Origin of the sequence: Shewanella sp. 10N.261.52.F9 (assembly GCF_041471165.1) — a bacterium.
GTDB classification, from domain to species: Bacteria; Pseudomonadota; Gammaproteobacteria; order Enterobacterales; family Shewanellaceae; genus Shewanella; species Shewanella marinintestina.
In genome coordinates this window covers 109,117-122,717 of record NZ_JBFRNX010000013.1, presented here as the reverse complement: position 1 = coordinate 122,717, position 13,601 = coordinate 109,117, and the positions used below count along the sequence as shown (strand labels likewise).

At 43.5% G+C, this 13,601-nt stretch carries 12 protein-coding genes; 8 read left to right on the top strand and 4 right to left on the bottom strand.

Annotated features, from left to right (window positions below; all coding sequences use genetic code 11):
* Positions 1 to 50 precede the first annotated feature (50 nt).
* Positions 51 to 530 (bottom strand): Lrp/AsnC family transcriptional regulator, encoded by a 480-nt coding sequence (locus tag AB4298_RS09620; RefSeq protein ID WP_220778627.1) that lies wholly within the window; start codon positions 528 to 530, stop codon positions 51 to 53.
* 216 nt (positions 531 to 746) lie between these two features.
* Here AB4298_RS09620 and AB4298_RS09615 point away from each other — a divergent pair, with 216 nt between their 5' ends.
* From AB4298_RS09615 to AB4298_RS09600, 4 genes are all read left to right on the top strand, one after another.
* Positions 747 to 2,057 (top strand): L-cysteine desulfidase family protein, encoded by a 1,311-nt coding sequence (locus tag AB4298_RS09615; RefSeq protein WP_248997763.1) that lies wholly within the window; start codon positions 747 to 749, stop codon positions 2,055 to 2,057.
* An 836-nt stretch (positions 2,058 to 2,893) separates the two neighbouring features.
* Positions 2,894 to 4,153 carry an SLC5/6 family protein gene (locus AB4298_RS09610; protein ID WP_248997794.1) on the top strand — a complete coding sequence of 420 codons (1,260 nt, stop codon included), beginning with the start codon at positions 2,894 to 2,896 and terminating at the stop codon, positions 4,151 to 4,153.
* Positions 4,154 to 4,758: 605 nt separating this feature from the next.
* The gene (locus AB4298_RS09605) at positions 4,759 to 5,400 is read left to right on the top strand and encodes a hypothetical protein (protein ID WP_371986487.1); all 642 of its coding nucleotides are present in this window, start codon (positions 4,759 to 4,761) and stop codon (positions 5,398 to 5,400) included.
* A 38-nt stretch (positions 5,401 to 5,438) separates the two neighbouring features.
* The gene (locus tag AB4298_RS09600) at positions 5,439 to 5,849 is read left to right on the top strand and encodes an NUDIX hydrolase (RefSeq protein ID WP_371986486.1); all 411 of its coding nucleotides are present in this window, start codon (positions 5,439 to 5,441) and stop codon (positions 5,847 to 5,849) included.
* Between the two features lie 102 nt (positions 5,850 to 5,951).
* Here AB4298_RS09600 and AB4298_RS09595 read toward each other — a convergent pair whose 3' ends face one another.
* The gene (locus AB4298_RS09595) at positions 5,952 to 6,371 is read right to left on the bottom strand and encodes a hypothetical protein (protein ID WP_371986745.1); all 420 of its coding nucleotides are present in this window, start codon (positions 6,369 to 6,371) and stop codon (positions 5,952 to 5,954) included.
* A 263-nt stretch (positions 6,372 to 6,634) separates the two neighbouring features.
* Between AB4298_RS09595 and rarD the strand changes: the two genes are divergently transcribed.
* The gene (rarD, locus tag AB4298_RS09590) at positions 6,635 to 7,573 is read left to right on the top strand and encodes an EamA family transporter RarD (RefSeq protein WP_371986485.1); all 939 of its coding nucleotides are present in this window, start codon (positions 6,635 to 6,637) and stop codon (positions 7,571 to 7,573) included.
* A gap of 92 nt (positions 7,574 to 7,665) precedes the next feature.
* Here rarD and rpiA read toward each other — a convergent pair whose 3' ends face one another.
* Positions 7,666 to 8,325 (bottom strand): ribose-5-phosphate isomerase RpiA, encoded by a 660-nt coding sequence (gene rpiA, locus AB4298_RS09585; RefSeq protein ID WP_248997758.1) that lies wholly within the window; start codon positions 8,323 to 8,325, stop codon positions 7,666 to 7,668.
* Positions 8,326 to 8,657: 332 nt separating this feature from the next.
* Between rpiA and AB4298_RS09580 the strand changes: the two genes are divergently transcribed.
* Positions 8,658 to 9,596 (top strand): DUF808 domain-containing protein, encoded by a 939-nt coding sequence (locus tag AB4298_RS09580; protein WP_371986483.1) that lies wholly within the window; start codon positions 8,658 to 8,660, stop codon positions 9,594 to 9,596.
* A gap of 73 nt (positions 9,597 to 9,669) precedes the next feature.
* The gene (locus tag AB4298_RS09575; RefSeq protein ID WP_371986481.1) at positions 9,670 to 10,803 is read left to right on the top strand and encodes an endonuclease/exonuclease/phosphatase family protein; all 1,134 of its coding nucleotides are present in this window, start codon (positions 9,670 to 9,672) and stop codon (positions 10,801 to 10,803) included.
* A 14-nt stretch (positions 10,804 to 10,817) separates the two neighbouring features.
* Here AB4298_RS09575 and AB4298_RS09570 read toward each other — a convergent pair whose 3' ends face one another.
* Positions 10,818 to 11,318, bottom strand: a complete 501-nt coding sequence (locus tag AB4298_RS09570) for a toxin-antitoxin system YwqK family antitoxin (protein ID WP_371986479.1) — start codon at positions 11,316 to 11,318, stop codon at positions 10,818 to 10,820.
* Between the two features lie 323 nt (positions 11,319 to 11,641).
* Between AB4298_RS09570 and AB4298_RS09565 the strand changes: the two genes are divergently transcribed.
* Complete coding sequence (locus AB4298_RS09565) at positions 11,642 to 13,408, top strand: alkaline phosphatase D family protein (RefSeq protein ID WP_371986478.1); 1,767 nt, start codon at positions 11,642 to 11,644, stop codon at positions 13,406 to 13,408.
* The last annotated feature ends 193 nt before the right edge of the window (positions 13,409 to 13,601 follow it).

Genomic DNA, 13,601 nt, shown 5'->3' with positions numbered 1-13,601 from the left:
CATCCTTTTTTGTTTGATTTTTACAGAAGAAAACTTGGTAAATCAGCAAACTAGGCAGGTTTTAATGGTAAAACCGTGCTGAACTTCAATGACTCCATAGCAAAGGTTGAAGTGACATTGGTGAGGCCTGCAACTTGGTTAACCAAACGCTTATAAAAGTGGTCAAAAGCCGCCATATCTTCAACTTGTACCCGCATCATATAATCATATTCTCCCGCCATGCGGTAAAACTCCATCACTTCAGGCATAGCGTACACAGCTTCAATAAAGGTTTCATACCAAGCGTGAGAATGGTCGCAAGTCTTAACCTGTACGAATGCGGTGAAATCAACGCCAATTTTACTTGGATTGAGCAGGGCGACACGCTTACTAATAACGCCTTCTTCTTCTAAACGCTTTAGGCGTTTCCAGCAAGGCGTGGTCGTTAAATTAACCGCTTTAGCCAACTCGTTAAGCGATAAGGTCACATCGTGCTGCAGCATGGTGAGCAGCTGGCGGTCTACTTTATCTAACTTTACTTTTTCAACCACAAGGTTTTCCTAATGCGTTTATTAATTGATTATCTATAGTTGCTTAATTAAGCAGTTCTATAATTTAAGAATGTATTTTAGTAGAAAAATATTCTCTTTGTTGTGTTATTTGTAGAAAAAATGGAAAAATATTTCTTCAGTCAATCCATTACAATGAATCAAAGATTGCAATGACGTTATTTAAAGTAGTGTCGATGACTAAAAGCGAGTAGAACAATGAACCAACACTTATGGCCTTTATTTCTTGAAGCAGTAAAACGTGATGTCGTTCCAGCCCTTGGCTGTACAGAACCAATTTCAGTGGCATTAGCTGCAGCCATTGCTATTGATGAGCTAGGGATAAAAGACCAAGCCAGTATCGTTTCATCGGACATCAAGATTGACGTCAGTGTCTCTGCTAACTTAATGAAAAATGGCATGGGTGTTGGGATCCCTGGCACGGGTATGGTTGGTTTGCCAATTGCTGCCGCAATCGGCGCTGTTGCAGGTGAGCGTGATGCTGGTCTTGAGGTGCTAAAAGGCCTGACCGCAAGCGATGTTCAAATCGCCAAATTGATGCTGGATAACAACCAAGTGACCGTTGGTGTGGCTGATGTGGCTAATGTCTTGTACGCTAAAGTTACGGTTTATTATCAGCAACAAACGGCGAGCGTGACCATTGCCGATAGCCACACTAAAGTTATTGCGATTGAAAAAAATGGCGAGCAATGCATAGTTGAGTCAAAGGCAGAGGTGGTTAAAGGCAATGCTAAAGTCGACCCATTTATCGAAGCAAAACTGCAAGATATTTATGATTTTGCCATTCATGCACCATTACAAGACATCGAATTTATCATGCAGGCTAAAAACCTAAATGATGCCTTATCGGTTGAAGGCCTTAGCGGTAATTATGGTTTAAAAATTGGCGCGACCTTCGTTAAAAACCAAGAAAGAGGTTTATTGTCTGGCGGCTTATTAACTGAAGTATTAACCCGCACCGCTGGCGCATCTGATGCACGTATGGACGGCGCTATGATGCCCGCCATGAGCAACTCAGGCTCAGGCAACCAAGGTATTGCGGCCACTATGCCTGTGGTTGTTAGTGCAGATTTTCTAAAGTCGAGTGAAGAGCAAACCGTTCGCGCATTAATGTTGTCGCATTTAACCGCTATCTACATTAAGAGCTATCAAAACAAGCTGTCAGCGCTATGCGGCGCAACCACCGCTGCGATGGGCTCAGCAGCAGGCATTACCTATTTACTTGATGGCGAAATAGAGCAAGTTAGCGCCGCCATTTGCAGCATGATTGGCGATGTTAGCGGGGTTATTTGTGATGGTGCCAAAACTGCTTGCGCTATGAAAGTATCTTCATCGGCAGGCGCTGCGGTAAAAGCGGCCTTAATGGCGATTGATGGTATTCGAGTTACTGGCACTGAAGGGATTGTTGCTGATGATGTTGACCAAACCATTCGTAACCTTGCAGCATTAGCCAATGGCGCGATGACCCAAACTGATGTGCAGATCTTAGAGATTATGATGCACAAATAAACGGGATTTGGCTAAAACTAAATAAAAGCCAAGTCACTGCGTTTATTACCCGCGTGTATCTACTGTTTCAAAATAAAAGCTTAAGCTGAGTGCTTATGCGAAAACAAAAGCCAAATCGACGTTCCTTGTGCGTCGATTTGGCTTTTTAGTTTCTGGCTCATGCTCTTTCTCTGTCGACATTATCCTCTAGCTACTCTACTGCCCAGTATTGAAAGGCCGATTCAAAGATCCCAATCAATATCAGTACCGGCTCTGGGACTCGCCCTTAATAACAACGGGTTTAAGTACCCTTGCTAAAAAATGCTCTGCAAGTCTAATTTTTAAGCATATTCATCCTCTTTGGGGGGGAGTGATTTTGCTCACATCTAGATTTGATTTAGCTGTTGCTATCACTTTAATTCGTTAAATGTGCGCCATACCTCTCTAAATTAAAATCTAAAATATTGAAATAAATCACATTTTCATATTCTTGTAAGCTGAAGATTAATGACTAATAAGGTGAAGGGCATCAAACTATTGGGCGGTTAAAAGTGATTAACTCTTGATCTGGATCAGTACGGATAAATCATCTGAAAAATTCACTTAATTGAGAGCATGTTTTGCTAAATTTACGCAGATTGATGGCATTTTAAATAAAAAAATTCTCTCCATCCTTGAGTATGCTCAGGCCAAGCAAACGCTATAAAACCATGTGTTCTCATAGGCACAAATATAATTATAATTTTTATCATATCAGTGGCTTTAGCCAAATTTAATGGAATTGATATATGAGTGAAATAGTCCAAGGTGCACCAAGTGCTGACCTACAAGCGCAACCCTTACACGAACGCGCCAATATGACCAAAGCTGAATGGCAACAAGCGACCAAGTTTGACAGTGTCGACCTTGGCTGGATTGTAATGAGTATTGGTATGGCTATCGGTGCCGGTATTGTATTTTTGCCTGTTCAAGTTGGCGTAATGGGATTATGGGTTTTTTTACTGTCATCCATCATCGGTTACCCAGCCATGTATCTCTTCCAAAAGCTATTTATCAATACACTCGCTGAATCAAAAAAGTGTACCGATTACCCTGGCGTAATTGAAAACTATCTTGGTAAAAACTGGGGCATCGCACTCGGTGTGCTGTACTTCTTGATGTTGGTTATTTGGGTGCTGGTTTACTCGTTAGCGGTAACTAATGACAGTGCCTCTTACCTGCATTCATTTGGGGTGACTGAAGGCAAGCTTAGTGACAATGTGTTCTATGGTTTAGGCCTAATCTGTGTGCTCGCTTTTATTGGCTCAAAAGGTGAGAAGTTGCTGTTTAAGCTGTCAGGTTTTATGGCGGTAACAGTACTGACATTAGTCGCGGTAATGGGCATATTACTGATGGCACGTTGGGATATGGCCAATATTCCAAGCATGGGTGAGTTTGGCCCTATGCTGAAAAATGCCATTATTACCCTGCCATTTACCTTAACCTCGATTCTGTTTATCCAGTCGTTAAGCCCAATGGTGATCTCATATCGCTCACATGAAAAATCGATTGAAGTAGCACGTTTCAAGGCTGAGCGAGCAATGAAAATTGCCTTTGCTATTCTGTTTGTGGTGGTGTTCTTCTTTGCAATATCGTTTACCTTTGCCATTAGCCAAACCCAAGCAACTGAGGCGATGAATCAAAATATCTCGGCCTTAGCGATTATTGCACAGTACTTCCCAGGTAGCTGGGCGACCATTACCGGTATCGTGATCAACATCTTTGCGGTAGTGACTTCTTTCTTCGGCGTGTTCTTAGCCTTCCAAGAAGCGTGTCGTGGTATTGCAATGAACATCTTGCTGCGTAGCCGTAAAGAGTCAGATATCAACAAAGAGTTAGTGAATAAACTCATCACTGTATTCATTATCTTACTGGCGTGGTCGGCGATTGCGTTAAATGCGCCAATCCTGTCGTTCACTTCGGTTTGTAGCCCAATATTTGGTTTGGTGGGTTGTTTGATCCCAGCTTATTTGGTGTACAAGGTACCGCACTTGAACAAGTACAAAGGTTGGGCGACTAACTTGATTATTGTGACGGGTGTTTTGTTGTGTATTTCACCGTTGTTGGCCTTTATGTAATCACGGATTAGTGATTATGGGAGATAGTCGCTGATTAGCGATTAGGTAATCAAGCTGGCGCTTGGGCTTTAGCAATCAAACTTCGTTTGATGAAAGTGATTAAGTTAGACTGCGTCTAACAACTAAAGTCGTGGCGCTTCGCCCACACCCGAGTCAAGGGGGAAAGCGCTTGTTCCCCTTAACAAACCCTCAGCGCCCCAGACGAAGTTGTTGATCCTCATACTTATGGATAAATTTCTAACGCTTCCGATGGGGCATCCTGCCCCGCGAAAGCTAGCCAGACATCCATGTCTGGACTCACGAAATTGATTCCAACGTACTTCGGCAACTTCGATGGGGAATCGGTGTTTTCTGCACGTTGGGTTATAAACTTCACCCCTTGGTAGCTAAATAAATAAAGCAATTACTAATATTCTAGTAATCTGCCGTGTTTCAAATATCCTCTATTAGTTTTACTACTACCTGTTAAAACAATAGTTTATATTGATGCTAAGCGTTTTATCGAGACGCAAAGATTAAATTTAAAAATGCTGCACCGATAACAATGTTATCGGTGCAGCTGTCTAATAAGACGTTATGGAGCACTTCCTCGTTAGGAGTTATAGATGGATGAGAAGATAGTTATCGGCCTAATTGGTGTTGTCTTAGGCTTCTTTCTGAATTTCTTTAAAGATATATTCACAGCTCGGCAAACTCGTAAGAAGGAAGCAGAGTACCTCGCAATAAGAATGATCTGCATCTTTGAATCTTTTATGGATGGTTGTGCTGCTGTAGTTGGAGATGATGGGCTATATCGTGGGCAACCAGATGAGGATGGATACCATCGTGTACAAGTGAAAACTCCAGAGCTGGATGTAGAGTTAAAAGATGTAAATTGGAAATCCTTCTCACCGCAGTTGATGTACGAAATACTCTACTTTCCAAGTTTAGTAAAGGAAGCGAATAGCTTTATATCGAGTAAATTTGAGTATGCAGCATGTCCTCCAGATTTTTCCGAGGGTTTTGAAGAGCGACAGTATCAATACTCAACTCTTGGGCTTAAAGCTGCTGAAATTACTCAAAAACTTAGAAAGAAGTACAGCATACCTAAAAATCACATATCAAGTTGGGATATTGTCGAGTACATGCTAAATGAGCAAAATAAGATTAATAAACTTCGGCTAGGTAGAGAGAAAGCTCACGAAGAAATGAATGCATCATTGCATAACAAGTCAATGCAGCCGACCGCTGACGCTTCGGCTGATTGAAGCGTTAATGCAATATTTTAGTTCTAAGGTAAATGATAATGAAAGTGATTGATAAGCTTGCTTGGGTGTTGATTCGAGATGGCAAGTTGTTGGCGGTGCGTTCTAAAGGTAAAGCGTTGTTCTATCTGCCGGGTGGTAAGCGTGAGGCGGGTGAGAGTGATGAACAGGCATTGGTGCGTGAGATTAAAGAGGAGCTGTCAGTCGATCTTGATCTAAGTAGCATTAAGTATATGAATACTTTTACTGCGCAGGCGGATGGTAAGGCTGAGGGTGTGTCGGTTAAATTGACCTGCTACTTTGCTGACTTTAGCGGGGAGTTACAGCCTGATGCGGAAATTGAACAGCTTGAATTTGTTGATATGAATGATGAAGCGGTATGCTCGTTGGCGGCGTTAGTGGCTATGGGGTGGCTTGAATCGCAACAGCTTCTAAATAGTAAGACTGCTTAACGGCAAGGTAAGTCAACAGCAAGCTGAGTTAACCATCTAATAGAGCAAGCTAATGGGTTTAGCTTGCTCTGATAAAACAGATTGTCTCTCGCGGCGGATAGGCTAGAGCAGCTTGCGCCACACTTCGTATTCTTTAATACCTTCTACTTCGCCTTCATGGTGCCAATAGGTGACGGTTTTGCCGTTTTCTTCACTGGTTTCTAGCCAGCCTTTGAAATGGTAGTTTTTACCGTGATGCTTGGCGCGAGTGCCGGTTTTTACCGCTTCAGTGTAGTTGTCGCCATCTACTAAAAAGTCACCTGCTAGGTAACCTAGAAACACGCCATCTTCGGTGTTGGTTAGCGAGAATATATCGCCCTTAATTGATTTAACTGCCACTAGGCTGCTGTTGTCGGCTTTTAAAATAGTGCCATCAGGCTTCTTGTATTCGCCTTTTACAAAATACCAGTTACCCTCAAATGTGTGGCCTGACGCCTGGGCTGATATAAGTACTGTTAGCGCGACAATCGCACTGCTAATCATCTGCTTCACTGTTTACTCCTTTTAGTGATTTTTTGAACTCTAATCTTCCGTGTAGCTCTGTTGGCAAGAGCCTTAGTGAGTGGTTTAGTATGAGCTTTATTAACCTATCATTGTTGTCAACAGGCTAACAATAAAGTGTTGGAATGACATATGTCGGTTTTGAGTTAATTGCGCTAAATAGAGTGATGTAAGTCACGCTTTTATTGCCATTCAAATGCGACAATAGCGCACTCTAATTTTGTCTCTAGCCTTGTAAACTTTCTATGCAACCCTCTACTGCTACTCATGCTGCCTCCTCATTTAAAGGCAATGCGCTTGCTGCGTTTTCGTTTTTATTATGGGGCTTAATGCCGCTGTATTATCAATTTCTGCCTAATGCGGATATTAACGAATTACTGGCGTTTAGGATTTTGTTTTCAGTGCCGTTTATGGCATTAGTATTTGTGCTGTTGGGCCGCAAAATGCCGTCGCTGGCGATGCTAAAAGCCGATAAAAAGTCGGTACTCTTGTGCGGTTTGGCATCGCTTATCATGTGCGTGTCTTGGTATAGCTTTACTTGGGCGATGACCCACGGCCAAGTATTGGCTGCAAGCTTGGGCTTTTTCATTAATCCGTTGTTCGCTATTGGTTTAGGTGTGCTGTTTTTGGGCGATAAGCTGTCTGCTGCGCAAAAGATGGCGGTGATCTTGGGCGTCTGCGGGATCAGTTATATGGTCTATAGCTATGGAGAGTTGCCGTGGCTGGCACTGAGTATGGGCAGCTTTTTCGCGCTTTATGGCCTGTGTAAAAAGTTTATTCGTTTTGACTCGCTAACCTCTGTGACCGTTGAAGCGTTGCTGCTTATTCCTTTTGCTGCGCTGTATTTATTGTGGCTGTGGGGCTCTGACCAAAGTGTGGTAATTTCATCTGCATTAGCCGGTGATGCGACTATGCTGTGGCTGTATATCGGCTCTGCGCCAGTGACCTTGATGCCGTTAGTGTTCTTTGCCCTAGCTATTCGTGCTACTAGTTTGTCGATGATAGGCTTAATGCAATATGTTGAGCCTAGCTTGCAGTTCTTGTTGGCGGTATTAGTGTTTAACGAACACTTTGACCAAGTTAAAGCGGTGAGCTTTGCATTGATTTGGACTGGATTACTGCTTTGCTCGTTAGAGGCATTACCCGCGTTAAGAAATAAGTACCGCAGCAAGCGTCACGCTTAGTGACTAGTTGTGTCTATTTCAAAATGAAAAAAGCCACTCGATGAGTGGCTTTTTGCTATTTCGGCGTAGCTGTTATCGCGAACTGTTAACCATTAAAAAGTAACGGTTTTGACGCCTTCTGGTGTACCGACTAATAGTACGTCTGCGCCGCGCTTAGCAAATAGACCGTTAGTCACAACACCAACAATACCGTCAATCTGCTCTTCAAGTTCTTTTGGCTTCATGATCTGCATGTTGTACACGTCAAGAATGATGTTGCCGTTATCGGTAACACAACCTTCACGGTAAACGGGGTCGCCGCCAAGTTTAACAATTTGGCGTGCCACGTATGATCGTGCCATTGGGATCACTTCGATTGGCAGTGGGAACTCACCCAGAATATCCACTTGCTTAGTGTTATCAACGATACAAACAAATTTTTCAGCGACAGCGGCAACGATTTTTTCGCGAGTTAGCGCGGCTCCGCCACCCTTAATCATGTCCATTTGGCTGTTGATTTCATCGGCGCCATCAACATAAACAGATAACTCATTAACACTGTTTAAATCGAAAACTTGAATACCTAGCGCTTTCATTTTTTCTGTTGATGCTTCAGAGCTTGATACTGCGCCTTGGATATCGAACTTCATTGTTGCTAGCGCATCAATAAAGTGATTAACCGTTGAGCCAGTTCCTACACCAACAATGCTGTTCTCTTCTACGTACTGCAATGCAGCCCAACCGGCAGCTTTTTTCATTTCATCTTGAGTCATTATGAAATCCCTTATTTAAGATAGAAGTTAAAGATAAAGTAATAGGCAAGGTTAAAAATATTGGCGACAGTATACTCGCTTAACCAGCTTAGCGGGGCTGAATTTTGCTTTGGGTTAGGTAAAAGTTTTATCTAGCAAATATGAAGACAAAGGATTTGAAGCGGCTAACATTATATTGTCATTAGATTATTTAGCATAAGTGCGGTACTTTTTCAGATATACCGTTTTTAATGGTGTTGTGAGATGGATTTTCGGCGCGGTAATAGTGAGCAGTTATGGCAAGTTGCTATAGCAAGCAGTATTAAGCGCCTTTAAGCGATAAAGGAGTCGATATGGCAGGGGCCAGTTTATTAACCTTGTTAGATGATATCGCGACGATTTTAGATGATGTCGCCGCAATGAGTAAAATAGCAGCCCGCAAAACAGCGGGCGTGTTAGGAGACGATTTAGCCTTAAATGCCCAACAAGTCACGGGTGTGAGTGCCGATAGAGAGTTGCCAGTGGTATGGGCTGTTGCTGTGGGCTCCTTTAAGAATAAATGCATTTTGGTGCCAGCGGCTATGCTCATCAGCGCCTTTATCCCGTGGGCGGTAACGCCGCTGCTGATGTTTGGCGGTTTGTTCTTATGCTATGAGGGCTTTGAAAAGATCTATCATAGCTATTCAGCGAAAAAGCATTCGCAAGCGGGTGCTGAGGTAAGTGAAGAGCCGATTACCGACCTTAAAGAGTACGAGAAAAACAAAGTCAAAGGCGCTATTCGCACTGACTTTGTATTATCGGCTGAGATCATTGCTATTACGTTAGGCATTGTGGCTGACAAGAGCCTAAGTACCCAGTTTTTTACTTTAAGTGTTATCGCGATTGTGATGACCATTGGCGTGTATGGTTTGGTGGCTGGCATTGTGAAACTTGATGATGCTGGACTGTATTTGAGTCAGCGCCCAGGTGAAACTCTGTGGGCGCGATTTAAGCGCCGCTTTGGCATGATGCTATTAAACTCAGCGCCTTATTTAATGAAGACGTTGTCGGTGGTGGGCACTATTGCCATGTTTATGGTCGGCGGCGGCATTTTAACTCACGGCTGGCATTGGATTGGCGATAAGATTAGCGCAGCTGCCGCTTGGGTTGAGGCGTTTGATTTTGTCGGCCCCGTAGTGGCATTTATCACGCCGAGTATTTTGAATGCGATTTTTGGCGTGATTGCTGGCGCATTAGCTGTGTTATTGATGCAATTATTTATCAAACTAAAAGGTAATAAAGGCGCTGCATAGCTTGCTTTTATAACTAAAGCGCCCGCTTAGGCATCCATATGTGAAAGGTAGTTAAAAGGTAGTAATGGCTGACATGGCAAATTCGAATACAGACGCTAAAACCAATAGAGTCAAACTGGCGAGCTTTAACCTGTTTAATTACATTGAGCCGCCATTAGCCTATTATGATTTTGAAAATATCTATAGCGCAGAGCAGTGGCAAAAAAAGCAAACCTGGTTGGCGGATTTTTTAGCGCAGCATCAGCCGGATATCATAGGCTTGCAAGAGGTGTTTTCTGCGCAGGCACTCGCTGAACAGATGCATGCTGCTGGCTATGTGCACTTTGCCACTGTGGGTGAGCCAACTGTGATTGACGATTATATCTGTCGCGATCCGGTAGTTGCTCTTGCCTCAAAATATCCTTTCACTGAAGTTACCGCGATTGAAGCTGAGCCTGAGTACATTTATGGGCTCGGTCTTAATGCTAACTTTGCATTTAGCCGCAAACCACTGCGGGTCACGGTGCAGTTGCCGCAAATAGGCCTTTGCGATATCTACGTGGTGCACTTTAAATCTAAACGGCCGCATCTGGATGAATTGCCTCCGCCCAAGTTTGTACAGCAAAAAGGGTCTGCGACAGCGGCGCCTTTAGTTAACTTCGGTGAGCTATTAGGGCGTAACAGTCTCGGCCAATGGGCGTCGAGTATTCAGCGCGGCAGTGAAGCTGTGTTGCTGCTGCATGCCATGCTGCAAAGACGGATTGAGACCAACCAGCCTATGGTATTAATGGGTGACTTTAATGAAGAGCTGACTAGCTCGGTATTATCGCCGTTAACTAACCGTGAGCTGCGTTTTGAAAAAGAGGGTCTAGGTGAGTTAGCAAATTACCCATTAACCGATGGGTATAAGCTGTTTCAACAAGGTTTGCAGGACTTATTTGGCGATAAGGCTAGCGATGCAAGCGCTGATGAAATTGCCGTGGAAGAAGAGCGAATGCTTGCTAAAGCAAGGGCATCGCGGGCGCCGACTCATTACTACGGCGCGCAAGGTAATGTACTGGATTACATATTACTTTCAGCAGACTTTGATCCAAGTTTTGATAATAGCGTTGCCGAGGTTTGTGATTATCACACCGAAGATAGGCATCTAGTGAATCCAAGCTTTGAGCGCGATAGCCAAAGTAGCGATCACGCTCCGGTTATTTGCACCTTACGTATTAGGCGCTAACGTCAAAGCGGGCTTTATTCTATCCATTGACCGTTTTTATAGACGCGTGTTTCTTTAATCGTTCCATCTTCATTAAAGTATGTCCACTGTCCTTCAGGACGGTCATTTTTGTGAAAAGACTCCCGAGCTAGGGCGCCAGTTTCATAATAAAGCAGCCATTTGCCGACCGCTTCGCCCGCTTCAAATTGGCCTTGCTCTTCTATGCTGCCATCTTCATAGAACTTGGTGAAGAGCCCATGGGGTTTGCCATCTTTAAAGTGTTCGGTTTTGATTACTCTGGCATAAATGTCATAGCTGACAACCTCTCCTTGGAGGAGACCGTCTTTAAGGTACCCTTTAGCTCTTACTCTTTGCTGACTGTCCTTATGTATAAATATTCCAGTATAAAGGGCGTCTTGATAATAGATAGCATCGCCTTTTTGCTCTAAGTCGTCATAGAGAACTGTTTGCTCTGTGCTACTACAGCCTGCGAGTAAAGCAAGCAACACACTCAAGACTAAAATCGCTCGATTCATATTTATACTCCTTTTGGGCGCCCTTTTTACAGGCCGTTTACTAACAACTTTTTAGCTTCGATTCATCCTATTACACTGGATTCAACTTAATAAAAAAACGCCCATACTATATGCCTCAATTGATTTTAAAAACTAAGTTTACACATTTTTTTTGTACTAATTTTTGCTGTTGTGTAAACCTTTTACAGCTTTAACAAGCTGTTTACATCATTGTCTTCTTCGTGTAATGCTGGTGCTTTAGTATTAAATCTGATTAGACCTCGTACCACTAAACACTGAAAAAACTAAGGCAACTTAGACAGAAAATTAAGGGAATAATAATAATGAAACGACCTTTTACTCGGAGAGACTTCCTAGCTATGTCGGCTAAAGGTGTAGGCGCTGCAGTAGTATCGTATGGCTTAATGGGCTGTAGCAGCGATGATGACGACAGTGGCATTTATGCCGAATTCTTACACGGTCTTGCCAGTGGTGACCCTAGCCATGACGCGGTGATTATTTGGACCCGCGTTAGTCCTGAGCGAGATGGTGATATAAAAGTGTCATGGGAAGTGGCAACCGATGCGGCTTTTAGTCAATTGCTCGTTACTGGCGAAACCATCACTAACAGTGATAGAGATTATACCGTTAAGGTCGATGCTGTTGGGCTTGAAGCTGGGACGCAATATTTCTATCGCTTTAAAGCCGGCAGTAAAACCTCACAATCAGCAATAACCAAGACTTTACCACAGGGCGAATTATCGCAAGCTAAGTTTGCGGTAGTATCTTGTGCCAACTTTCCTGCTGGGTATTTCAACGTATATGAGATGGCATCAAGAATGGACGATCTCGATGCAGTGATTCATCTTGGTGATTACATTTATGAATATGCCCGCGGTGAATACGCCAGTGAACGCGCAGCCGAACTGCAACGTGAAGTGTTGCCTGAAGGTGAATTAATCAGCCTTGCGGATTATCGTACTCGCTATGGCCAGTATCGCAGTGACATCAGCTTGCAAAAACTACATGGTAAAAATCCATTTATTACTGTGTGGGATGACCATGAAGTGGCGAATGATAGCTGGCGTGATGGTGCAGAAAACCATAATGATGGCGAAGGTGATTTTGATGCTCGTAAAGAGGCGGCGCTGCAAGCTTATTTTGAATGGTTGCCAATTCGTCCATGGCGTGAAGGTAACCATGAGGAGATCTATCGTTCGTTCCAATATGGTGATCTGCTAGATTTACATATGTTGGATACTCGTCTTGTTGGTCGTGATAAGCCATTAGATTACGCTGAGTATATGGATCCTGCGACAGGTGGCTTGGACAGTGCACGTTTTATGGCGGATGTGACAGATACCAATCGCACTATGCTTGGGCAAGAGCAGCAAGCTTGGCTGCAAAGCGCGCTGCTAACATCTACGGCTACTTGGCAGGTTTTAGGTCAGCAAGTGTTGATGGGGCAAATGATGCTACCTGCGGCAATTGCGACTCAACAGTTGTCTATTCCAGAGTTTGGTCAATTAGCTGCGCTGGCGCAGATTGCAGCAAGACAGGCTGCTGGCGACCCGACTTTGACTGAAGATGAGCTTAAGTATTTAGCCTTTTTTGGTGACAAGCTAACGCCTGAAGTGATGGCTCTGCTGCAGTTGCCATCTATTCCATATAACTTAGATGCGTGGGACGGTTACGCCTATGAGCGTGAGGTGATTCTTGCGACGGCAAAATCACAGGTTAAAAACCTCGTGGTGATAGCGGGTGATACTCATAATGCTTGGGCGAACGTGTTAGCTGATGCTGCCGGCGATCCAGTAGGGGTTGAGTTTGCAACCAGCTCGGTATCATCACCGGGGCTTGAGTATTATTTGGGGATTGATGAAAAGGATATTCCAGCAACCGAGGAAGCGATAGTCGGTTTAGTGGATAACCTTACCTACGCCAACTTAATGAATCGTGGCTTAATGACGCTGACCTTCACGCATGAGGAAGTGCGTAGTGACTGGCGTTTTGTTGATACGATTTATACTCGTGCGTTCGTTGAAAATACTGAACGTAACTTTTCTATGGTCACTAAAGCAGGTTCTCATAAGCTTGAACCTGCAAGTTAGTACTTGCTAACTCATAATGTCAGTGAAAGATAAATCTTGGGCTACCTTTGCTGGTAGCCCAATTTTTTTAGTGATTCTGGTGTAAGTTTTTGGCTTTTTTACAGCAATACTTATCGATTTAGTATAAAATTCGCCTCCAAAATCCGGTGGGTGTTTAGATGTTAAGCGGTTAATGCTTTTAAGTGATTAATCA